The following is a 21587-nucleotide window of genomic DNA, read 5'->3' as shown; positions in this document are numbered from 1 at the left end:
ACGGCACTCGCCTCCTTCCGTTCACCTCAGGGCGTGGAGCCACACCGTACGGGATCTCCCGAGAGCACGTCCACGGATTTCGTCACCTCTGGAGGCAGGGGATCGTGCGGGCGGTGCGGCGCCCTCTCAAGGCCCGGGGGGAAGCCGGGTCCGGCCCCAGGGTTCCGGGTTCGAAGGATGTCCTCGCCGCCCTGTCCTGCGGTGGCGGGGTCGAACTCGCCGCGTTCGCCCCCGCCGACGGCACGGTGCGGTGGACCGTTCCCCTCGATGCCCGCCGGGGCGCGGCCGAGGCGAGCGTGAGCTTTCTGTCGGCCGATCCGCCGGTGGTCTGGGTGAAGGACCGGAAGCAGAACGGAGTACGGGCCATCCTGACGTTCAGCCCGGACGGGCAGCCCCGGTCCCGCATCGACGACGCCGGCCCCTACGGCGACCTCAAGTGGGCGGCCGTCGGCGGAGGACGGGTCATCACGGCCGCCGACTACCAGGGCAGCCAATCCACGCTCAAGCGCCTCGTCGCCTTCGACCTGGACACAGGCCGGGAGCGATGGCGCGAGGATCTGGGCGCCGTCGACCGGTTCGAGGACCTGTACGTGGACGGCAGCCCGGTGACGGTCATCGCCACCTCCTCCAAGTACGACGACCACTATTACGTCTTCGACGCCGCTACGGGCGACGAGGAGGAGGACCGCGGTATCCGCGACTATGAGACCGGTGTGTACGTGCTGCACCACAAGGGCCTTTTCATCACCGTCCGATGGAGCCCGGGAGAGCGCCCCGTCTCGGTCTACGAACGCTGGTGACGGCTGCCATCCCGGCGGCGGGCGCGGCGTGCGTTGCGTGACCGGAGCCGGTCAGCCGGGTAGTGCGGGAAGCGCGGCGGAACTTTCCGGGCGGGTTCCGGCCGCGTCATGCCGGAAGGAGCGCCGATAGGCGGCGGGCGTGGTGTGCACCAGGGCGTGGAAGCGCCGCCGGAGGTTGGCGGCCGAGGAAAGGCCGGTCCGGGCCGCGATCGTCTCGACGGGCAGGTCCGTCTCCTCCAGGAGGGTCCGGGCCGCCATGACCCGCTGGCGCAGCAGCCAGTTGCCGGGGCTCGTGCCGAGCTGCTCGGCGAACCTGCGGGCGAGAGTACGGGTGGAGACAGCCCCGAACGAGGCGAGGTCGTCGACGGACAGCGGCTCGTGCAGCCGCTCGGCGGCCCAGTCCAGGACGGGGGCCAGGGAGTCGGGCATGCGCTCGCCGAGGGGGAGCGCGGCGTACTGCAGCTGGCCGCCCTCGCGGTGCGGCGGCATGACCATGTGCCGGGCGACCTGATTCGCGTAGGCGGCACCCTGGTCGGTGCGGATCAGGTGCAGCAACAGGTCGATGGCGGCGGCCGTGCCCGCGCTCGTGGCGACATCGCCCAGGTCGGTGTAGAGCACGTCCGGCTCGACCTCGATCCCGGGATACCGCGCGGCCAGTTCGTCGGCCATCCGCCAGTGGGTGGTCGCCCGGCGGCCCTCCAGCAGCCCCGCCTCGGCGAGGAGGAAGGCGGCGGAGCACAGTGCGACGACACGGACACCGCGGCGGTGCGCCCGCCGCAGCGCGGCCACGACGCGGGGCGAGGGGGTGCTCGCTCGCTGCACCCACCCGGGGACGAGTACGGTCTGCGCGCGTTCCAGGGCCGACAGACCGAAGGCGACCGCCATGTCGTAGCCGCCCAGTGTCGGCACGGGTCCGGGCCGTTCGGCACAGACCTCGAAGGTGTAACGGGTGGGCAGACCGGGCCGGTTCAGGCCGAAGACCTCGGCGGCGCAGGCTAACTCGAATGTGGACTGGGGCGGCAGGAGAAGACACACCACGCGGTGAAGGCTCATGGCAGGAAAGTACCCTTCCGCGTCAATCCTGACTCTGGAGCGGAGGTGAACCGGCCGCGAGCATGATCTTCGTGACCCATGAATCCGACCTTCGCGCACACGCCACGCCGACTGATGCCGGGCACCCGACGCCGGCGGCGGGGTGATGGGCTGACGTCGCCAGGACGTTCCCGCCGTCGGCGGACCCTCGCCGTCGACGCATACCTCTTCGTCCGCATCACCGATGGTCATGACCCCACCGGGCAGCGGATGCCTTCTCCCTTCGACCGGGCGGGCCAGGTCGCGGCGTCGCAGCGCCACGCGCCCGCCGCCCGCTGATCCGGGCTCCGCGCCCCTTCGGCGCCCCCTGTCCGTACCTCATCGCGACTGCCCCCAGGGCACCGCCATGTCCGAAACAAGGAGTGGAGTACCTCCATGTCTCGCACCACCCTGCCCCGCGCCGCCAAGGCCGGCCTCGCCTCTTTCGTCGTCGCCGTCGCGCTCTCCGGCCTCACCGCAGTGCCCGCCCAGGCCTCCGAGCTCACGGACATGGCCGCCCTCGCCAAGAGCCAGAAGGGCAACGGCCCCTGCGCGGGAGGCGGCTACGACAACGGGCTGAACCAGAACAACAGCTGCGACGGCCACGGCGGCCAAGCCCATGCCTGGTGCGCCGACTTCGTGGGCTGGGTCTGGTCGAAGTACAACGTCCAGGGGCAGAGCATGCTCACCGACGCGGCGGCCAGCTTCTACCGGTACGGGCAGACGTACGGCACTCTCTCCAGCACCCCCCACGTCGGTGACGCCGTCGTGTACGGATACGCCAACGGCTGGGCCCAGCACGTGGCCATGGTGACCGGCGTCAGCGACGGCGTCGTCACGATCACCGGCGGCAACCAGGGGCACTCGGTCAGCCGTGAGGGCATCGTCACCACGAACTCGACCACCTCCTACCGGGTGGGGGACAGTCCCTGGGGGCAGCGGATCAGCGGCTACATCTCGCCCAAGCTCCAGCAGGCCACCCCGCCGAAGGTCTCCCTCGCCGGCGCCTCCGGCACGGTCTCCGGCGTCGCGAACCTGACGGCCTCGACCACGGCAGGCACCTACGACGTCGCCTCCGTGCAGTACTACGTGGACGGCGAGCCGGTCAGCGGCAAGCTCACAAAGGCCCCGTACTCCTTCGCCCTCGACTCGAGCCGCTTCCCCGACGGCAAGCACACCGTCTCCGCAGAGGTCACGGACGTCCACGGCAACACCGGAGCCTCCCGCTCGCAGATCATCACCTCCAACGGCGAAGCCACGTCCACCTTCCACGCCGACTTCAACGGTGACGGCAAGGCCGACGTCGGCGTCCTGTACGACTACGGGCAGCAGACCGACGGGACCTTCCGCACCGGACTGTGGACCTACCTGAGCACCGGCAGCGGCTTCGCCAACCCGGTCAAGGTCTGGGACAGCACCGCGTCCGGCTTCGGCTCGTGGAACTGGGACCGCTCCAAGGTGACCACCGGTGACTTCGACGGCGACGGCAAGGCCGACGTCGGCGTCCTGTACAACAACGGGCAGAGCGGTGAGGGCGTCAACCAGACGGCTTTGTGGACGTTCACGAGCACCGGTTCGGGCTTCTCCGGACCAGTGAAGAAGTGGGACAACGTCTCGGCCGGCACCGGCTCCTGGAACTGGAACCGCTCCAAGGTCACCACCGGTGACTTCGACGGCGACGGCAAGGACGACGTCGGCGTCCTGTACAACAACGGGCAGAACGCCGGCGGGGCCAACCAGACCGCCCTGTGGACCCTCACCTCCACCGGCGCCGACTTCTCCAACCCGGTGAAGAAGTGGGACAACGTCTCGGCGGGTTCCGGTTCGTGGAACTGGGACCGGTCGAAGGTGGTCGCAGGCGACTTCACCGGTGACGGCAAGGCCGACGTCGGTGTCCTCTACGACATCGGCCAGACCAGTGCGGGCGTGAACCAGACGGCGTTGTGGACGTTCGCGTCCACCGGTTCGGGCTTCTCCGGTCCGTCGAGGAAGTGGGACAACGTCTCGGCGGGTTCCGGCTCCTGGAACTGGGACCGGTCGAAGGTGACCACCGGCGACTTCAACGGTGACGGCAGGGCCGATGTCGGTGTCCTGTACGACAACGGGCAGACGGAGGACGGCCGTAACCAGTCGGCCCTGTGGACGTTCACCTCCACCGGTTCCGACTTCTCCAACCCGGTGAAGAAGTGGGAGTCCGGCAGCGGCAGTTGGAACTCCGACACCAGCAAGCTGACCGCCGGTGACTTCGACGGTGACGGCAGGACCGACATCGGCGTGCTCTACGGCTACGGCACCCAGGACGACGGCACCAACCGCACCGGGCTGTGGAAGTTCAGCAGCACCGGTACCGGCTTCAACGCCCCGAACCTGTCCTGGGACAGCGCCAACCAGACCAGCTGGAACTGGAAGGCCAGCAAGCTCGGCTGACGCCTGGCCGCGCACGCCGTGAACACCCCGGCCGACCGGACCACCTCCGGTCGGCCGGCCCCGGCCCGTTTCACCCGCCGTTCTCTCCCGTCTCCCGTGTCCCTCTGCCGTCTCTGTCTCCCGTCGTCCATCACCCCAGGAGTCCTCCGATATGCCCCGCTGCCGCCCCGGTCAGCTCATTACTGCCACCGTGCTCGCCCTCTCGGCCGGCACGGCCGGCGCCCTGCTCACCGCCCCACCGGCCACCGCGGCCTCCGTCGCGACCTGGGACAAGGTCGCCCAGTGCGAATCGGGCGGCAACTGGTCCATCAACATCGGCAACGGCTATTACGGCGGACTCCAGTTCAAGGCCGCCACCTGGGAGGCCTACGGCGGCACCGCCTATGCCGCGCGCGCCGACCTCGCCACGAAGAAGGAGCAGATCCTCATCGCCGAGAAGGTCCTCGCCCGCGCGGGTGAGGGACAGTGGCCGCACTGCGGCCCCGCCGCCAACCTGGGCGCGGACCATGCGGACCCGTACCCCGATCCCGTACCGCCCGTATCCAGGATGGTCGGACTCGCCCCCGGCACGGTGGCCACCGGAACGATGACCCTCACCGCGTCCGTGACCGACGCCGTCGGCACCCCGACGAAGGCGACCTTCTACGTCGACGGCACCGCGGTCGGCACCGTGAACGGCCCGGGACCCACCTACACCCTCGGCCTCGACACGACCGCCCTCACCGACGGAGCGCACACCGTGACCGTACGGGCGGTCAACGACGCGGGGCAGACGGGACCCCTGTCGGCCGCGGTCTCCTTCCTCGTCGCCAACCGCGCCGCCGCCACCCGTACTGCCGGCGACTTCAACGGCGACGGCAAGGACGACATAGCCGTCCTGTACGACAACGGCCAGACCGCGGACGGGGCCAACAGGACCGCGCTGTGGACCTGGCTGAGCACCGGCTCCGGTTTCGCCAACCCGGTCAAGGCCTGGGACAGCACCGCGTCCGGCTTCGGCTCGTGGAACTGGGACCGCTCCAAGGTGACCACCGGTGACTTCGACGGCGACGGCAAGGCCGACGTCGGTGTCCTGTACAACAACGGGCAGACCGGTGAGGGCGTCAACCAGACGGCTTTATGGACGTTCACGAGCACCGGTTCGGGCTTCTCCGGCCCGGTGAAGAAGTGGGACAACGTCTCGGCCGGCACCGGCTCCTGGAACTGGGACCGCTCCAAGCTGGTCGCAGGCGACTTCACCGGTGACGGCAAGAGTGACGTCGCCGTCTTCTACGACAACGGGACGAGCGCGGGCGGGGTGAACCAGTCGGCGCTGTGGACGTTCGCGTCCACCGGTTCGGGGTTCTCCGGTCCGTCGAGGAAGTGGGACAACGTCTCGGCGGGTTCCGGTTCGTGGAACTGGGACCGGTTGAAGGTGGTCGCAGGCGACTTCACCGGTGACGGCAAGGCCGACGTCGGTGTCCTCTACGACAACGGCCAGACCAGTGCGGGCGTGAACCAAACGGCGTTGTGGACGTTCGCGTCCACCGGTTCGGGGTTCTCCGGTCCGTCGAGGAAGTGGGACAACGTCTCGGCGGGTTCCGGTTCGTGGAACTGGGACCGGTCGAAGGTGACCACCGGCGACTTCAACGGTGACGGCAGGGCCGATGTCGGTGTCCTGTACGACAACGGGCAGACGGAGGACGGCCGCAACCAGTCGGCCCTGTGGACGTTCACCTCCACCGGTTCCGACTTCTCCAACCCCGCGAAGAAGTGGGAGTCCGGCAGCGGCAGTTGGAACTCCGACACCAGCAAGCTGACCGCCGGTGACTTCGACGGTGACGGCAGGACCGACATCGGCGTGCTCTACGGCTACGGCACCCAGGACGACGGCACCAACCGCACCGGGCTGTGGAAGTTCAGCAGCACCGGCACCGGCTTCAACGCCCCGAACCTGTCCTGGGACAGCGCCAACCAGACCAGCTGGAACTGGATCTCCAGCGACCTCACATGAGTGCCGAGACCGCCCCCACCCCTGGCCGACCCCGACCCGTGGACATGCGATGAATCTGATCCGGAACTCGGCCGCCTTCCTGGCCGGCAGCATGGCACTGCTGGGTCTGACGACAGCGTCGCCGACAGTGCCGGCCGCGGCGACGGCGCCGGCCGCCGCCGCAGCACCGTCTCCCATGACGATGGTGTCGTGGAACATCTGCGGCGAGGCCGGCGGCGGCAGAGGAGACGCTGGCTTCTGCCCCTCCCGCGCGACGCTGCAGGAGAACGAGGCGAAGGTTCTGGAGATCGCCCGGCTGACCGGCGAGCAGCAGGCCGACGCCATCGTGCTCCAGGAGGTGTGCGGCGCGCCGCCCGGCGTTCCCGCCACCGTCGACGGCGTCGCCCAGTCGGAGGGCTATCACCAGAAGCGGCTGCGGCAACTGCTCGGCCCCCAGGGCTGGAGCTTCGACTTCGCCCCGGTCAGACGCTGGGACGACGCCTCCGCGCAGTCCCTGGCCTACGGCAGCCCGTGCCGTGGTGTCCTCCAGGGCGGCAGGCTCGGCAACCTGATCGCCGTCAAGGGCACGATCGGCGCGCGCGCCTCCCAGGACGCGCTGCCCGCGGTGACCCCCGCCCCGGACCACCGCACCCTGCCCGTGCAGTGCGTTGCGGTGACGGGCCGGTCGACCGCCGTATGCAACACACACATCATCCCCGGCTCCGAGGACTCCCGGATCGGGCCGCAGATCACGAACGTCAAGAGCTTCGTGGACGGGTTCGCCGCCCAGCACGGGCTCGGCCGGGCGGCCGTGGGCGGTGACTTCAACCGTGAGGCGGAAAACGCCCTCATGGCGCCGCTGGCAGCCGACTTCGAGAACTGCGTCGACGGAGCCACGCTCCACGCATGGAACGGCACCGGCCACGTGTGGCGCGAGTTCGACCACATCTTCGTCACCCGGCCGGCAACGGGCCGGGCCATCTCCTCCTGCGACATCGACGAAGCCCGCATGGACACCACCGAGAACACGGCCGGAGTCGCCACGAACGGCTTCTCCGACCACGCCCCGGTCGTCGTGCACCTCGGTGACCGGCCCGTCCCGGCCCGCGTCCCCGGCGACCTGCGCAACTCCGACGGCAAGCCGGACCTGGTCGCCGTCGACAGCACCGGCAAGCTGTATGTCCACCCCGGCGACGGCCGGGGCGGCATCGGTTCCCGCCGGGAGATCGGTACCGGCGGCTGGCTCGGCGCTTCGGTCTCCCACCGCGGGGACTGGACCGGCGACGGCTGGGAGGACCTGGTCGCCCGGGTCGGCACCCAACTGCGTGTCTACCCGAGCGGGATGGACGGCCGTCTGAAGTCCCCTGTCGGCCTCGGGACCGTCGCCGCGGACGCGCAGGTGGTCAGTGTGGGGGACATGACCGGCGACGGAGCCACCGACCTCGTCGTCTCGGCCGAGAACAAGCTCTGGCTGTACGAGAACGACACGGCCGCGGCCGTGAGGCCCGCAGTCAGGCCCAGGAAGGAGATCGGGAACGGCGGCTGGTCCCCGATGACTCTCAGCGCGCCCGGCGACGTCACCAAGGACGCCATTCCCGACCTGCTCGCCCGCGACACCCGTGACGGCGTCCTGTACCTCTACCGCGGGCGGCCCGACGGCACCTTCGGCAGCCGCAGCGAGTACGGCCGCAACTACACCACGGCCAACCGGCCCCTGATCGCGGGAGCCGCCGACGCCGACCTCGACGGCACAGCCGACATGTGGACCACCACCGGCGACGGCACCCTGAGGTTCTACCGGGGGCAGCTGTCGGGCACCAACCCGGTCGACGGCCCGAGCACACAGGTCGACGGCAGCGGCTGGAACACGATCACCACCATCGCCTGACTCCCACCCAGCCCCCACCGACCCCGGCCCGGTCCACGCCTGCTGCTCAGCGCCAGGTGGCGGTGTTCACGATCTCGCCGGTCTCCGGATCGATGCGGCCCCTGGAAGTCACCGGCGTTGCGCGTGACCATGATCATGAGGGGCCGGCCGTCCTGCGGCACGGCGAGGCAGAAGCCGTGCACGTCGCCCGGCGTGTACACCAGGTCCCGCGGCGGTTTCAGCCTGAACCGCTCCGAGCCGACGGCTCTGAAGACCACCGCATTGTCCGACGGGGTGAACGGTGCCGTGTCGATGGCCTCCACCACTACGACCAGCGTCTCGTCGTGCTCCCGCCACGCCACACATCGCGGCCGGGGTCAGCCGCGTGCGGCCCCGCCGCGCACGGCGGTGACCAGCCAGGAGCTGCTCCGCAGCCACACCCCGCCGTCCGCCTCGTGACGTACCAGCGCGGACGTCAGCGCCCGGCGCGCCGCCTCCTGCGCGGGCGGGGTCACCCGGCCGAGCAGGTGACGGCCGGGACCGGAGTCCAGCAGGAACGCCGCGGCGTCCGCCGCATCGGCGCCCCACTTCCCCGGCACCTCGACGCGCCGCACGTCCACCCCGTCGAACCCGCCCGCGGCGAGCAGGTCGCGGATGCGGCCGGGATCCGTCAGGGAGAACATGCCGGGGCCGCCCGCCTTCCCGAAGCCCCCGAGCGGCAGGATGCCCTCGAGCGAGGCCAGCGCGGCGAGCCACTCGTTGGCCTCGGCCTCGGCCGCGCAGATGAAGGCCAGCCGGCCGCCGGGGCGCAGCGCGCGGTGGAGGTTGGTGAACGCGGCGACCGGGTCGGTGAAGAAGGTCATGCCGTACCGGCTGATGACCGCGTCGAACGCCCCGGCGTCCAGGGGGTGGACCTGGGCGTCGCCCTGTACGAAGGCCACGTTCGCGACCCCTTCGCGTGCGGCGCTCTCCCGGGCCCTGCCCAGCATCGGCCCCGACAGGTCCAGGCCGAGCGCCCGGCCGCGTGCGGCACGCCGGGCGGCCAGACGGGTGGTGCGGCCGGCTCCACAGCCGATGTCCAGCACGGCATCGGTCCCGGAGATGGCCGCGGCGTCCAGCAGGGGCTGGTTGAAGCCGTCGTTGACGGCGTCCCAGCGCTCCTGGCTGCGGGCCCACTGCGCGCCCTCGTATCCGTTCCACGCCTCGGCCTGCGCGGTGTTGGCGAAGTGCCCCATGGCGAACTCCTCCCCGCCGGGGCGCGGCAAGGCCCCCCGGCCCTAGAATGGGCAAGTGCCCAAACAGTATGGGCGAACGCCCATACTTGCAATCGGCCGACGGGAAGGGACTGTTGTGTCACCTCGTGGAGTGGCGATTCCGGACTTGCGCGAGCGGCTGTTCGCGGCCGCGGAACGGGTGGTGGCCCGCGACGGCGCCGCAGCCCTGACCAGCCGCGCGGTCACCGCGGAGGCCGACTGCGCCAAGGGCGTCCTGCACACCCACTTCTCCGGCCTGGACGAGTTCGTCGCCGAACTGGTCCTGGACCGCTTCGCGCGCAGCGCCCGCCAGGCCGAGGCCCTCGGGGCCAAGGTGGGGCAGGCCACGGTCGCGGAGAACCTCCAGGAGGTCGTCCTGGCCCTGCTGGACTCCCTGCCCCCCGCGGTGGTGGGCCTGGCGATGACCCGCCCCGCAGCCGCGTCGCACACCCGCGAGGGCTTCCGGTCCGGCGCGCCCGCGTTCGACGCGATCCAGCACGCCGTCACCACCTACCTCCAGGCGGAACAGCACGCCGGCCGGATCCCCGCCGGCAGCGACACCGCGGCCATCGCGCTCGCGCTCGTCGGCACCACCCACCACCTGCTGATGACCCGCAGCCCCGACCGGACCACCGACACCGGGGCGACCACGCAGCGGCTGCTGGCCGTACTCCTCGGCCACTGAGCCCCCGCCCGTCCGTCCCGCCCCGGGACGGACGGGCTCGCACCACGGGCAGCGGTCCGCGCGGTTGCGGTGCGCGGTTGCGGTGCGCGCGGTTGCGGTACGCGACGTCCGGCCCCCTTCTGCACCGGGGACTCATCCGTTCGGGTGAGGGGCCAATCCGCCCGATGGGTGCCGACGAATACCGGGTGTGAGCAGCTTCCGCACCACCACCGCCACCCGGGCCGGCCTCGGGGCCCTGTCCGGCCTGCTGGCCGGGTGTGCCGCGCTGGCGGCGGCCGAGCTGACGGCCGCCCTGGTGCGGCCCGCGTCCGGACCGGTGCCGGTGGTCGGCGGTGCGGTCATCGACCGGACCCCCGCGCCGGTGAAGGACTTCGCGATCCGCACGTTCGGAGAGCACGACAAGCTCGTCCTCCAACTCGGCATCCTCGTCCTGCTGTTCCTGTTCGCGATCGCCCTCGGCATCCTCGCCCTCCGCCACCGCCGGACGGCCGCGGCCGGGGTGGTGGTGTTGGGGATCGTCGGCGGGGCCGCCGCCCTGAGCCGGCCCGACAGCGCCGGCGCGGCCGACATCCTGCCCTCCGTGGCGGCCGCGCTCGCAGGCGCCGCGGTGCTCTCCGTCCTGGTGGGCAGAGCCGGCCCCACCGGCCCGTCGCGCAGGACCGAGGGCGGCGGGGGCGGCTGGAGCCGCCGGGGGTTCCTCAACGCAGCCGCCGCCACCGCGGCCGCGGCGGCCACCGCCGGAGCGCTGGGCCGGGTGCTGTCGGGGGAGCGGGGGCAGGGTGCCGTCGCCTCGCGCGACGCCCTCCGCCTGCCCGCCCCCGCCTCTCCCGCTCCCGCGCTTGCGGCCGGCACCCGGCTGAAGGCCGCCGGCATCAGCCCGTTCACCACACCGAACCGGGACTTCTACCGCGTCGACACCGCCCTGACCGTCCCCATGGTCGACGCCGGAGCCTGGCGGCTGCGCATCCACGGCAAGGAGGTCGCCAGGCCCCGTACCCACACCCTCGACGAGCTCCTGGCCCGCCCGCTGATCGAACGGGACATCACCCTGACCTGCGTCTCCAACGAGGTCGGCGGCCCCTACCTCGGCACCGCCCGCTGGCTCGGCGTCCCCCTCGCCGACCTCCTGCGCGAAGCCGGCGTCCGGCCTCCGTCCCAGGGCGGTGCGGCCGACCAGCTGGTGGCCCGGTCCGTGGACGGCATGACGCTCGGCTCGCCGGTCGAGGACGTCATGGACGGCCGGGACGCCATGCTCGCCATCGGCATGAACGGCGAACCCCTGCCGTTCGACCACGGTTTCCCGGTACGGATGCTCGTCCCGGGCCTGTACGGGTACGTGTCGGCCTGCAAGTGGATCACCGACATCGAACTGACCACTTTCGACGCCTACGACCCGTACTGGGTGAAACGCAGGTGGGCCCGCCGTGCGCCGGTGAAGACCCAGTCCCGCATCGACACCCCCAAGCCCTTCGCGCGTCCCGCCGCCGGCCCCGTCACCGTCGCGGGCGTCGCCTGGGCGCAGCGCCGCGGCATCACCCGCGTCGAGGTCCGCGTCGACGACGGCCCCTGGCAGGACGCCGACCTCGCCGTCCAGGCGGGCGTCGACACCTGGCGGCAGTGGTCGTACCCGTGGCAGGCCACCCCCGGCGGACACACCATCACCGTCCGCGCCACCGACGGCACCGGTCAGGTCCAGACCGAACAACGGACGCGGACCGTCCCCGACGGGGCGAGCGGCCGGCACAGCGTCTTCGTGACCGTCCCCTAGACCCCCGGGCCCGGCCCACCACAGGGCCGCACCCGGCAGCACCACCCCTGAACCCCCTCATCAACCCACCGACAGAAGCTCAAGGGGAGCAACTGATCATGAACACCCTCAAGATCCGCCGTACCGCGATCGCCGTCGCCGCAGCCGCCCTGCTGCCCTTCACCCTCGCCGCCTGCTCCGACTCCGGCGACACCAAGGCCGCCCCGCCCGCCGCCGGCGACCAGGCCAAGACCGGAGAGAGCACCCCCGCGGACGATTCGATGACCGGTGACAAGCCGTTCGGCGCGGCCTGCGCCGGCGTGCCGAAGGAGGGCGCGGGCTCGTTCGACGGCATGGCCAAGGACCCGGTCGCCACCGCCGCCTCCAACAACCCCGCCCTGTCCACCCTGGTCGCCGCCGTCAAGCAGGCGGGTCTCGTCGACACCCTCAACAACGCCGAGGACATCACCGTCTTCGCCCCGACCGACGACGCCTTCGCCAAGATCCCGAAGGCCGACCTCGACAAGGTCCTCGCCGACAAGGCCACCCTCACCAAGATCCTCACCTACCACGTCGTCGGCCAGAAGCTCACCCCGAAGCAGCTGGAGAACGGCAGCTTCGAAACCCTGCAGAAGGGCATGGTCACCACCTCCGGGTCCGGCGAGTCCTACAAGGTCAACGACACCTCGAACGTGGTCTGCGGGAACGTGAAGACCGCCAACGCCAACGTCTACATCGTCGACACCGTCCTGATGCCCAAGTAGCCCCGCAGGCACGAACGCCATACCGGTGGCCCGGCACCCCGAACCCCGGGGCGCCGGGCCACCGGCCCGACCGAGCAGCCCTTCCGCGCTGCAGCCGCGGTCCGAGTTCACGATCCCCAGCGCCTCGGTGCCGGAGCCCGCGCCGGCCGGCCGTATCCGTCCGGAGGACGGCCGGATCCTCGTCAACGACCCTGCCCCGCCGGGGATTCCGGCTCTGGACGCGACGCCGGCGGCCATCGCCGCGGCGAAGCAGCCGAGGACGCCCAGGCCTGGATCCTCCGGCTGAAGAAAGAGAGGCCGTGGAGGGCGCCCGGCAGGGGCTGCTGGAGAAGGGCGTCATCCGCGAGGAGCGGGCCCGCCGCTGGGGCATTTCCCCGGTCAACCGCTACCCGGAAGCCGACGGCACCGCCGAGGAGGGCGTCCGCGCGAAGCCTGCGGCGGTCACAGCAACACCGTGGTCGCGGCGCGTGTAGACCGTTCGGCGGGAAGGTGACCACCCTTCGCATGAACCCACCCCATCGGCTACTCTGAGTAACCGTTTTTGCTCCCTAGCGTGCCGTTTCGAGGCCAGCCGTCCGGCGAGCCCGTGAACTGCCCAAGGAGCCAACCGATCATGCCTACCCCTGTCGTCGACATCTGGGGCCCGATCTCCCCCAAGCCCCGCTCCGAGGTTCCCTCCGCCCCGGAGCCGCATGAAGAGTGGTCCCTCGACGGCGGAACGGCGTGGGTCTACTACAGCCCGCTGAACCGCCGACAGCTCATCAGGCCCGTCATCCTCTCCGACGGCTTCTCCAGCGGGTCGAGCGAACTCGACCGGCTCTGGAACGGCCTGGAGGAGAACGGCGACTACCGCTTCGTCTCCGAACTCCACGCGACCGGCCGGGACGTGATCATCCTCGGCTACAACGACCGGACCGCGTCGATCAAGGCCAACGCCGACACCGTCATCGACTGCATCCGCCGCACCCTCGCCGAGCGGGTGGGCCGCTCGAAGCTGGTCGTGGGCGGCTTCAGCATGGGCGGCATGGTCACCCGCTACGCACTGGCCAAGATGGAACACGACCCCGCCCTTCCCGACCACGAGACCGCCCTCCACCTCTCCTACGACTCCCCCCACCACGGCGGCTGGCTTCCCGTCTCCCTCCAGGCGTTCATCCACTTCGCCACCGACAACTTCGGCGACGCACCCGTCGTGGGCGAGTTCATCCGCCTGTTCTCCGGCCTGCTCAACAGCCCCGCCGCGAAGCAGATGGCACGCTGGCACATCGCGAAGGCCGACGACACCCCGGCGCCGGCACCGGAACGGGTGGCGTTCCTCCGGGAACTCGAGGAACTCGGCGGATGGCCGCGCAGCGTCCGCAAGATCGGAGTCGCCAACGGCGTGGACACCGGCACCGGCAACGGCATCAAGGCCGACGTGACAGCGGTCAGGGGCGACGGCCAGACCCTGAAGGACACCTGGCTCGCGACCCAGGCCAAGGGGGACCCGCTCGTCGCCCGGCTCCAGAAGGCCGGCGGCCAGCCGACCGAGGTCCGCACCAGCGGGCTGCCCGAGATCGACGGCGCCCCCGGCGGCCTGTTCACCCTGCCGCTGCCGACCGGCGACCCCGGCAGCTTCGGTCTGGCGGGCCTCCTCATGCAGGCCCTCGGCAACACCGTGGACGAGGGCGGCATCCCCACGTCCTGCTTCATTCCCAGCATCAGCGCCGTCGCCGCCGGCGAAATCGACGACCCGAAGGCGCTCTACACGCCGATCACACCGGCCACCAGCGAACTCGACGCCTTCCTCTGCGCCAGCCGCAACGAAGCCCACACCACCATGACCGAAGAACTCGGCGCGTGGATCGTGAACGAGATCGTCGCCGGCAGCTGACCCGATCCCGGGGCAGGCAGGCCGACCCATGGCGGCCACCTGCCCCGGGCCCGGTCGGCCCGGCGAGGACCCGCAGCGCGTGCCGGCCGGGCTGCACCGGACCGCACGCCCGTGTGATCCAATGACCGCGGAGCCGGCACCTCGCGAACGGAGCCCGAAGGCATGTCGACGGTCATCCCCATGCCCGCCAACTGGGCTGACCTGTGCAGCAGTTGGGAAGAGATCCGGCACGGCTACCACGCCGGGGACAAGGACGCGACGGTACGCGACTGCGCCCGTCGGCTCGACACCACGGCGGCGGGGCCGAAGGACGGTCCCGTACTGTTCTGGACACTGGGCCTGCTGACGCTCGCGCCCTACGTGGCCTTCGGCGACCCCGGTCCGGGAGTCGAGGACGAGGTCACCGCCGCACTGCGCCGGATCGCCCGCGGCGACGACAGCGGGTCGTGCGCGCACGGGTGGCATCCGTACGACGTCGACGTGGACGAGATGCTCGAGCACCTTCCCACGGCCCTGGAGGTGCTGAACTCCCCGGCGGACCACACTCTGAACGGCCTGCTTCCCGCGGACTGCCTCGATGGACTCGACGACGGGGCCGAACCCGCGAACCTCTCCGGACCCGAGGTCCTCGACCGCTGGCAATGCCCCCGCACCGCACCGGGATTCGCCCGCGCGGCCCTCGACCACCTGGGCGCCACCGTCCACTGAGGAGGACCGGCCGGTCGGTGGCACCGGGTCAGGGCCACGACCCACGACCCGCGACCCACGACCCGGCGCCGGCCCCGGCGCCGGGGACGCCGCCACGGACGGCCCCGGCATCCGGCGGGCACCCGGCATGCCGCCTACCAGCCGCAGTCGGGCACTCCCGCGATCTTCTCGCCGCCCTGGATGTAGATGTTGTTCACCCAGCCGATCGTGCCGTCGGGCAGCTTGAGCAGCGTCCACCAGCGGTTGCGGTACCCGCCGTCGACGATCTCCTCGCCGGGGTGCTGGCAGATGCCCTCGGCCCTCGTCCGCGACACCGTGGCGACGATCTTCACGCACGAGCCGCGGGAGGGGTAGTGGACGCAGTCGGCGTCGGCCCCGTCGTAGCGGACGTTCACATGGGTCGCCCATATGTAGACCGACGTCGCCGCCACGGACGCGGGCGAGGCGGGCGAGGCGGTGGTCCTCAGGGGACCCGCCTGGGCGGCCGCGGGCGATGCGACGGCCGCCGGCGACCCCAGAGTCAGGGCCGCCACGGCGGCGGCCGCAGCGGTCGTTGCCTTGAAAAGACGTCGAGTGTTCACGGATTCCTCGGGTGTCGTCAGGTGTCATCAGGTTTTGTCATCGGTGATCGGCCGGTGACCCAGGCCGTCTCTTCCGGACGGCGCGGGCTCCATCGGCAAGATCCGAAAGAGACGACCTAGATGAACTCGCAGTGCACGGTGGAGTCACCGGGGCCGTAGACCGGTGCGCCGGGGACCGGGGAGTTGTTCGAACCACCGCTGGCGTACACCGCGGAGATCCAGCCCAGCGTCCGGCCCGGAGTGATGATCTGGACCCAGTACGTGTTGGTGTACGGGCCGTCCGTCACCCGCCCGGCCGGGCCTCCGTCCATCTGGCAGTACGCCTGGACCCGGACGTTGGTCAGCCGCTCCGTGGTCGCCAGGGAGCAGGAGGTGCTCTGGCAGGTGCGCACCCGGACGTCGGAGGCCCACACGTGCACGGATCCGCTCGGCGGGTGAGCGGCCGCCGGCTGCGCACCCGCCATCAGGATCGACGCGACGGCCAGGAGCAGCCCCGCGAGTGACCGCAGGCCGGCGCTGCCGAACCGTCCGCGCCGGCGTGTTGTCGGTGACGAGTGCGTCATCGTGCGTTCCTTTTCCCGAGGTGCGCCGCGCGGCGGGTGCCGCGCGCTTCTGACCTCCTGACGGGAACCGGTCCCGCCCCGTATGAGCGCCACGCCGACGGAATCGGCCCGTACCGCGGTCGTGCCTGCCCCTTGTGGTGCGCGGGGCCGACGGAGGACTTGCTCGCGTAACGGGTGGCCGGTCGCCTGCTCTTCGAGCCGGCCGCCGGGGCGGGGGAGGCCGGGCCGCCGCCACCGGTCGACACCTCCGGAGGGGCGCGGGACGATGGATGAGGGGCGGACGAACCCTCCGGGCCGACGGGCGCGCTCCCAGCGCCTCACCCCACGCCGCGGCGGCGTCATGAGCCGCACCCCGCGGCCGGCCTTTCCCGCCGCGCGTGCAGCGGCCGGCCTCCTCGGCCGCCGCGTGACATCCCGCCCCCCTGTCACCTTTCCTCCAACCGGGGAGCGACCATGAACAAGCGCACGCGTATCGCTCTGCTCACCCCCCTCCTGGCCGGATCGCTCGCCGCCGGCCCGGCAGCGGCATGGGCCGAGGCCCCCGCCGAAGCCCCCGTTGCGGCCCCCGCGGCAGCGTGCTTCGTCGAGGCCGCCGCCGATCCCGCGAAAGCCGTGGTCAGCGGCGACGGCTTCAAGAAGGGCAAGGTGTTCCTCGACCAGACCGACGGCGCCGGCGGCGGCAACGCCACGGTGGGCGAGGACGGCAAGTTCACCTCCGGTGAAGTGGCCGCGGGTAAGTACCGGGCCTTCCAGGAGGGCGGCGCCAACGTGACCTGCCTGGGCGGCCAGCAGGCCCAGGACGCGGTCAACCAGCGATTCATCAACTCGGAGCGCACGCGCGGCACCAAGGAGGGCTTCACCGAGGGCAAGGCACTCGCCCAGTCCGGCGTCTGTGACGCGAAGCCGCAGCCGAAGGTCCGCGAACTCCAGGGCCTGAACCCCAACGCGGAGGGCGCGCAGAAGGCCAAGGAGGCCTACACCACGGCCTACGACACCGCCTTCAACGCCGCACTCAAGAGGTACTGCACCGATTAAGACCTGTCCGGTCGGTCACGCGACCACTGACGGATGCCGAGCACTTTGCCGGCCTCCGGGGCTGGTGCCCTCTCACACGTCCAGGCTCTGGAGCCGTCGGGACATGCCCACGGCGCGGGGCGGTCCGAGACCAAATCGGCCGCAGAGCACCCCGACTGCTCCGGTCGGCCGGCGGCCGGCCGACCGACGGCGGCCGGCTGACCGACCGCCGCGGAGCGGTCGCTGTCCTGGCAGGAGGCCGACGCCCGAGGGGAACGGCTGCTGACTGCCGCCGGCGGGCGCACTCGACCCCTGCCGGGTCACCACTGGGCGATGAGAGGCGTGTCCGGTCGGTGCTGCCGCCAGGCTTCGGTGAGGCGGGAGAGACGGGCGGGGGCGGCGATGCCGCGGACGGTGGCGATCCTTCCGCCCGCGAGGTCGAAGGTCACGGAGCCGACGACCCGATCGCCGACCACGGTGAGGATGGCGGGCGTGCCGTTGACGACCGCGTAGTGCATCGCGGGCGTGCCGCCGGCCAGGCGCCGCTTCGCGGGGCTGGGTTTGAAGCCGCCCCGTGCGACGGCGGCGACGCGCTGCGGGGTGTCGTACCGCAGCAGCTTCTCCGCCAGGCCGGCGCCGTCGGAGATCGCGATCACGTCATCGGTGAGCAGCGCCACCAGCCGTTCGGTACGGCCCGAGGAGGCGGCGCTGAGGAACTCTTCGACGATCCTGCGGGCGGCCGCCGGGTCGACCTCACTGCCGCTCCTGCGGGCGGCGGTGACACGGTGCCGGGCCCGGTGGAGGTGCTGCTGGCTCGCCGACTCGCTGATGTCGAGGATCTCAGCGATCTCGGCGTGACCGTAGGAGAACGCCTCGCGCAGGACGTAGACGGCCCGCTCCAGGGGCGACAGGCGTTCCATGAGGGTCAGTACGGCCAGGGAGACGGATTCGCGCTGCTCGAAGGTGTCTGCGGGGCCGAGCATCGGGTCGCCGTCGAGCAGCGGTTCGGGCAGCCAGGCGCCGACGGCGCGTTCGCGGCGGGCCTGCGCCGAGCGGAGCCGGTCGAGGCACAGGTTGGTGACGACCTTGGTCAGCCATGCCTCCGGCACCCTGATCCGCTGCCGGTCGGCGGCCTGCCAGTGCAGGAACGCGTCCTGCACGGCGTCCTCGGCGTCGCCGGCGGAGCCGAGGAGCCGGTACGCCAGGGAGGCCAGCCGGCTTCGGCCGGCCTCGAACCTGCCGGTGTCGAAGAGATCAGTGGCGGTGCTGTCCACGCGAACCACCCTAGAGGATCTTGCTGAAGGGGATGAAGGAGATGGAGGAGGTGAAGGAGATGGAGGAGGTGAAGGAGATGGAGGAGGTGAAGGAGATGGAGGAGGTGAAGGAGATGGAGGAGGTGAAGGAGATGGAGGAGGTGAAGGGGACGGAGGAGGCGAGGGGGTCAGGCCGTCGCACGGGCGGCCGGGTCCCCGACGGCGGCGGCAGCGCGGCGGGCACGCAGCCCGCCGGCCAGGCACAGCACCATCCCGAGCGTGAGCCAGGCCCCCAGGACGACGACGGGGCGGGCGGCACCCTGGCCGTCGAAGAAGGCGGTGGAGCGCAGCAGTTGGCCGCCGGCTCCGGGCGGCAGGAGTTGGCCGAGTGCGCCGGAGAGGCCGGGCAGCATCTCGGGAGCGGTCGCGGTGCCTGACAGGGGGTTGCCGATGAGCATCATGGTGGCGGCGCCGATGCCGAAGCCGACGTACCCGAGTACGGACACGAGGCCGATGATGCTCAGGGAGGTGGCCGCGATCGTCAGGGCGACGGCGCCGCTGTCGGCCCAGTAGGAGCCGCCCAGCGCGCCGAGCCAGAACTGCAGGATCGCCGTCACGGAAAGTCCGCCGGTGACGGCGAAGGCGCACGCCCCCGTGACGCGGCGGGTGCTGCCGCGGACGAGCCTGGTCAGGACGAGGGCGGCGAGCAGGCCGCCCATGACCAGCGGCAGGGCTCCGGCGGCCAGTCCGGCGCCGCGCGGGTCGCCGGCCGGCAGCGGGACGAGGTCGCGGGCGACGACCGCCGTACCGGTTCCCCGTGCCCGGTCGAGACCGGCCGCGATGCTGTTCAGGGTCTGGGCGACGGCGGTGCTCGCGGCGGACGCGGTGAGGACCTGGGGCGTGCCGGAGCCGAGGTCGATCGCCCCGTACACCTCGCGGTCGCGGACCAGCCGTTCGGCGGCTGCGCCGTCGGCGACCTCGGTGACCTCGAAGCCGCCGGGAAGCAGCCGGTCGAGTACCGCGGTGAGCTCCTCGACCGCGGGCGCGGGCCCGGCGACGGCTATCGGCACATCGTGCACCGATGAACGTACCGACGGCCAGGCGAAGGCGGTGAGCAGCAGGCTGACGGCCACCGTGAGCAGGGCGACCGCCCTGGCCGCGGCCGGCCAGGACGACGGCGACACATCGGCGGCGGGCGCGGCCTGAGCGGATGCGACGCGCACGGCTACGCCACCGCCGTTCCGGCGGACGACGGGGACGACGGGGACGACGGGGACGACGCGGACGACGGGTACGATGCGGCCGGTTCGGTGGTGAGACGGTGCTTGCGCCGGGGCAGGCCGAAGGTCGGGTGCGAGGTGGTCCACAGCGACATCCTGAGGATGCCCGCCTTGATCCGGGAGGCCTTCCGGCCGCCCATGTACTTCGGCTTCGCCCGCCCTTCCGCGTCGACCATCTGCAGGATCGCGTCCCGCCGGCCGAGGCTGATGTGGTTGCCCACGTACTCCAGCTTCGTGTTCGGGATCTCGCGGCCGGTCAGGTGTCCCACGATCGCGGCAGTGGCCTGCATGCCGGTGTAGCCGGCCGAGGCGCAGGACATCGGCAACGGCAGGCCGTTGTCGGCGACGGCGTAGGCACTGTCACCGACGGCGTAGACATTCGGGTGCGAGAGCGACCTCATGGTGCGGTCGACGACGATCCGCCCGCTGTCGGTGACCTCGAGACCGGCGGCGGTGGCGAGGGGGCCGACCACGAACCCGGCCGTCCACACGGTCGCGTCGGACGCCAGGACGGTGCCGTCGGCGCACAGCACCCGCCCTGCTTCGACGGCTTCGACCTCGGTGTGTTCCCAGACGGCGATCCCCAGCCGCTCGCACGCCCGGCGCAGGTGGTCGCGGGCTGCTGCGGAGAGCCGGGCGCCCAACTCCCCGCGGGCGACCAGCGCCACCGACAGCCCGGGCCGGCACTCGGCGATCTCGGTGGCGGTCTCGATCCCGGTCAGCCCGTCGCCGACGACCACCACCTGCCCGCCCTCGCCCAGACCGTCCAGGCGCTCGCGCAGGCGCAGCGCCGAGGGCCGGGCGGCGACGTCGAAGGCGTGCTCGGCGACACCGGGGACGCCGCGGTCGTCGCCGTGGCTGCCGAGGGCGTGGACGAGCGTGTCGTAGCCGATCTCGCCACCCCCGGCGGCGTCGGCCACGGCGACGATCCGCCGCTCGGGGTCGACCGCGGTGACCCGGGCCAGGCGCAGCCGGACCCCCGTGCCTGCGAAGACATCGGTGAGCTTCGGGGCGTCGATCTCCTGCCCGGCCGCGAGCTGGTGCAGCCGCAGCCGCTGGACGAAGTCCGGTTCGGCATTGACCACGGTGATCTCGACGTCCTCCGGGGACAGCCGCCGGGCCAGGGTCCCGGCCACATAGGCCCCGGCATACCCGGCGCCGAGGACGACGATGCGGTGCTGGTTCATCTCGCGCTCCTGTCGTTGTGCCTGCTCTCGGTGGCTTGAGCGGGACAGCGCCCCGATTCCTGACAGGAACCGAATGTGACGTGGGTCACGGGCCGGACGGTGGTCTGGGTCATTCCTCCGTCGACGGGCGGACCCGGGCGTGCCGGGGCGCTGTCCAGCCTCTGGCCGACCGGAGGCGGCGGCTGTGGCATCCCGTCGTTCCGGCGCGGGCCGCACATGGGGATGGGTACGGGTACTCATGTGCGGGGCTGTTGGTGCTGCCTACCTTCAGCAGATGCCCGCAGACGCGATACCGTCCCAGCCCACCGTGCGGAAGCGCGGCTGGTGCTGCTGCCTGCTGCCCGCCGTTCTTCCCGTTGTCTGGCTGCTTGCGGCCGCGCTCCTGCCGGGAAAGACGGGCGAGGCTGTGGGGTGGGCGCCCATCTGGCTGGTGGCCGTGCTGTGGAACGGCGAAGACGGCCAGGGCGGCATCAGCCGCCTGCTCGAGTAGCGCGCGGGGCGCCGACCCCTCCGGAACCGCTGCGTCCACACCGGGGCCGGAG

General features: G+C 71.8%; 20 protein-coding genes. 12 read left to right on the top strand and 8 right to left on the bottom strand.

What is annotated here, in order from left to right:
• The first annotated feature begins 113 nt into the window (after window positions 1-113).
• A complete protein-coding gene (locus NRK68_RS35960) occupies window positions 114-800 on the top strand; it encodes an outer membrane protein assembly factor BamB family protein (RefSeq protein ID WP_257858371.1) in 687 nt (228 codons plus the stop codon).
• A gap of 51 nt (window positions 801-851) precedes the next feature.
• Here the strand turns inward: NRK68_RS35960 and NRK68_RS35955 are convergent, their stop codons facing one another.
• The gene (locus NRK68_RS35955) at window positions 852-1853 is read right to left on the bottom strand and encodes a GlxA family transcriptional regulator (protein WP_183068759.1); all 1002 of its coding nucleotides are present in this window, start codon (window positions 1851-1853) and stop codon (window positions 852-854) included.
• A 414-nt stretch (window positions 1854-2267) separates the two neighbouring features.
• On the opposite strand from NRK68_RS35955, the gene NRK68_RS35950 reads away from it, so the two are divergent.
• The 3 genes from NRK68_RS35950 to NRK68_RS35935 all read left to right on the top strand — a co-directional run bounded on the left by NRK68_RS35950 (window position 2268) and on the right by NRK68_RS35935 (window position 8158).
• A complete protein-coding gene (locus NRK68_RS35950; RefSeq protein WP_257858369.1) occupies window positions 2268-4298 on the top strand; it encodes an FG-GAP-like repeat-containing protein in 2031 nt (676 codons plus the stop codon).
• 151 nt (window positions 4299-4449) lie between these two features.
• Window positions 4450-6291 (top strand): transglycosylase family protein, encoded by a 1842-nt coding sequence (locus tag NRK68_RS35940; protein ID WP_308296356.1) that lies wholly within the window; start codon window positions 4450-4452, stop codon window positions 6289-6291.
• A 49-nt stretch (window positions 6292-6340) separates the two neighbouring features.
• The gene (locus NRK68_RS35935; protein WP_257858367.1) at window positions 6341-8158 is read left to right on the top strand and encodes an FG-GAP-like repeat-containing protein; all 1818 of its coding nucleotides are present in this window, start codon (window positions 6341-6343) and stop codon (window positions 8156-8158) included.
• Window positions 8159-8514: 356 nt separating this feature from the next.
• Here the strand turns inward: NRK68_RS35935 and NRK68_RS35930 are convergent, their stop codons facing one another.
• Window positions 8515-9372: a class I SAM-dependent methyltransferase gene (locus tag NRK68_RS35930; protein ID WP_183068763.1), complete on the bottom strand. Its 858-nt coding sequence runs from the start codon at window positions 9370-9372 to the stop codon at window positions 8515-8517.
• A gap of 115 nt (window positions 9373-9487) precedes the next feature.
• Between NRK68_RS35930 and NRK68_RS35925 the strand changes: the two genes are divergently transcribed.
• The 6 genes from NRK68_RS35925 to NRK68_RS35900 all read left to right on the top strand — a co-directional run bounded on the left by NRK68_RS35925 (window position 9488) and on the right by NRK68_RS35900 (window position 15167).
• Entirely contained in the window at window positions 9488-10075 is a 588-nt protein-coding gene (locus NRK68_RS35925) for a TetR/AcrR family transcriptional regulator (protein ID WP_183068764.1), read from the top strand.
• A 178-nt stretch (window positions 10076-10253) separates the two neighbouring features.
• Window positions 10254-11843 (top strand): sulfite oxidase, encoded by a 1590-nt coding sequence (locus NRK68_RS35920; RefSeq protein ID WP_257858419.1) that lies wholly within the window; start codon window positions 10254-10256, stop codon window positions 11841-11843.
• A gap of 98 nt (window positions 11844-11941) precedes the next feature.
• Window positions 11942-12586, top strand: a complete 645-nt coding sequence (locus NRK68_RS35915; protein WP_183068765.1) for a fasciclin domain-containing protein — start codon at window positions 11942-11944, stop codon at window positions 12584-12586.
• A gap of 299 nt (window positions 12587-12885) precedes the next feature.
• Window positions 12886-13059 (top strand): GPP34 family phosphoprotein, encoded by a 174-nt coding sequence (locus tag NRK68_RS35910; RefSeq protein ID WP_257858363.1) that lies wholly within the window; start codon window positions 12886-12888, stop codon window positions 13057-13059.
• 140 nt (window positions 13060-13199) lie between these two features.
• Window positions 13200-14459, top strand: a complete 1260-nt coding sequence (locus NRK68_RS35905; RefSeq protein WP_257858361.1) for an esterase/lipase family protein — start codon at window positions 13200-13202, stop codon at window positions 14457-14459.
• A gap of 162 nt (window positions 14460-14621) precedes the next feature.
• Complete coding sequence (locus NRK68_RS35900; protein WP_257858359.1) at window positions 14622-15167, top strand: hypothetical protein; 546 nt, start codon at window positions 14622-14624, stop codon at window positions 15165-15167.
• Between the two features lie 134 nt (window positions 15168-15301).
• On the opposite strand, the gene NRK68_RS35895 is transcribed toward NRK68_RS35900, so the two are convergent.
• Both NRK68_RS35895 and NRK68_RS35890 read right to left on the bottom strand, forming a co-directional pair.
• Complete coding sequence (locus NRK68_RS35895; RefSeq protein ID WP_183068769.1) at window positions 15302-15748, bottom strand: peptidase M23; 447 nt, start codon at window positions 15746-15748, stop codon at window positions 15302-15304.
• Window positions 15749-15864: 116 nt separating this feature from the next.
• The gene (locus NRK68_RS35890; protein WP_183068770.1) at window positions 15865-16311 is read right to left on the bottom strand and encodes a hypothetical protein; all 447 of its coding nucleotides are present in this window, start codon (window positions 16309-16311) and stop codon (window positions 15865-15867) included.
• Window positions 16312-16764: 453 nt separating this feature from the next.
• On the opposite strand from NRK68_RS35890, the gene NRK68_RS35885 reads away from it, so the two are divergent.
• The gene (locus NRK68_RS35885) at window positions 16765-17346 is read left to right on the top strand and encodes a hypothetical protein (protein ID WP_257858358.1); all 582 of its coding nucleotides are present in this window, start codon (window positions 16765-16767) and stop codon (window positions 17344-17346) included.
• A gap of 299 nt (window positions 17347-17645) precedes the next feature.
• Here NRK68_RS35885 and NRK68_RS35880 read toward each other — a convergent pair whose 3' ends face one another.
• From NRK68_RS35880 to NRK68_RS35865, 4 genes are read right to left on the bottom strand one after another with little or no spacing between them, the layout of a single operon-like run.
• Entirely contained in the window at window positions 17646-18599 is a 954-nt protein-coding gene (locus NRK68_RS35880) for a sigma-70 family RNA polymerase sigma factor (protein ID WP_183068772.1), read from the bottom strand.
• A gap of 10 nt (window positions 18600-18609) precedes the next feature.
• The gene (locus NRK68_RS35875; protein WP_257858431.1) at window positions 18610-18780 is read right to left on the bottom strand and encodes a hypothetical protein; all 171 of its coding nucleotides are present in this window, start codon (window positions 18778-18780) and stop codon (window positions 18610-18612) included.
• Window positions 18767-19801 carry an ABC transporter permease gene (locus tag NRK68_RS35870; protein ID WP_257858357.1) on the bottom strand — a complete coding sequence of 345 codons (1035 nt, stop codon included), beginning with the start codon at window positions 19799-19801 and terminating at the stop codon, window positions 18767-18769. The genes NRK68_RS35875 and NRK68_RS35870 overlap by 14 nt, the downstream gene beginning before the upstream one ends.
• Before the next feature lie 2 nt (window positions 19802-19803).
• Window positions 19804-21045 carry an NAD(P)/FAD-dependent oxidoreductase gene (locus tag NRK68_RS35865; RefSeq protein ID WP_257858356.1) on the bottom strand — a complete coding sequence of 414 codons (1242 nt, stop codon included), beginning with the start codon at window positions 21043-21045 and terminating at the stop codon, window positions 19804-19806.
• Window positions 21046-21319: 274 nt separating this feature from the next.
• Here NRK68_RS35865 and NRK68_RS35860 point away from each other — a divergent pair, with 274 nt between their 5' ends.
• Complete coding sequence (locus NRK68_RS35860; RefSeq protein ID WP_183068887.1) at window positions 21320-21535, top strand: hypothetical protein; 216 nt, start codon at window positions 21320-21322, stop codon at window positions 21533-21535.
• Window positions 21536-21587: the final 52 nt, after the last annotated feature.

This window comes from Streptomyces yangpuensis, assembly GCF_024666385.1.
Taxonomy (GTDB): Bacteria; Actinomycetota; Actinomycetes; order Streptomycetales; family Streptomycetaceae; genus Streptomyces; species Streptomyces yangpuensis.
This window is presented reverse-complemented; position numbering and strand designations above follow the sequence as displayed.

Excerpts from the sequence above, each read along its gene's own strand:
- NRK68_RS35915 (WP_183068765.1), top strand. The coding sequence starts at position 11,942 with ATGAACACCCTCAAGATCCGCCGTACCGCGATCGCCGTCGCCGCAGCC.
- NRK68_RS35940 (WP_308296356.1), top strand. The coding sequence starts at position 4,450 with ATGCCCCGCTGCCGCCCCGGTCAGCTCATTACTGCCACCGTGCTCGCC.
- NRK68_RS35900 (WP_257858359.1), top strand. The coding sequence starts at position 14,622 with ATGTCGACGGTCATCCCCATGCCCGCCAACTGGGCTGACCTGTGCAGC.
- NRK68_RS35930 (WP_183068763.1), bottom strand. The coding sequence starts at position 9,372 with ATGGGGCACTTCGCCAACACCGCGCAGGCCGAGGCGTGGAACGGATAC.
- NRK68_RS35860 (WP_183068887.1), top strand. The coding sequence starts at position 21,320 with ATGCCCGCAGACGCGATACCGTCCCAGCCCACCGTGCGGAAGCGCGGC.
- NRK68_RS35890 (WP_183068770.1), bottom strand. The coding sequence starts at position 16,311 with ATGACGCACTCGTCACCGACAACACGCCGGCGCGGACGGTTCGGCAGC.
- NRK68_RS35885 (WP_257858358.1), top strand. The coding sequence starts at position 16,765 with ATGAACAAGCGCACGCGTATCGCTCTGCTCACCCCCCTCCTGGCCGGA.
- NRK68_RS35865 (WP_257858356.1), bottom strand. The coding sequence starts at position 21,045 with ATGAACCAGCACCGCATCGTCGTCCTCGGCGCCGGGTATGCCGGGGCC.
- NRK68_RS35905 (WP_257858361.1), top strand. The coding sequence starts at position 13,200 with ATGCCTACCCCTGTCGTCGACATCTGGGGCCCGATCTCCCCCAAGCCC.
- NRK68_RS35955 (WP_183068759.1), bottom strand. The coding sequence starts at position 1,853 with ATGAGCCTTCACCGCGTGGTGTGTCTTCTCCTGCCGCCCCAGTCCACA.
- NRK68_RS35950 (WP_257858369.1), top strand. The coding sequence starts at position 2,268 with ATGTCTCGCACCACCCTGCCCCGCGCCGCCAAGGCCGGCCTCGCCTCT.
- NRK68_RS35935 (WP_257858367.1), top strand. The coding sequence starts at position 6,341 with ATGAATCTGATCCGGAACTCGGCCGCCTTCCTGGCCGGCAGCATGGCA.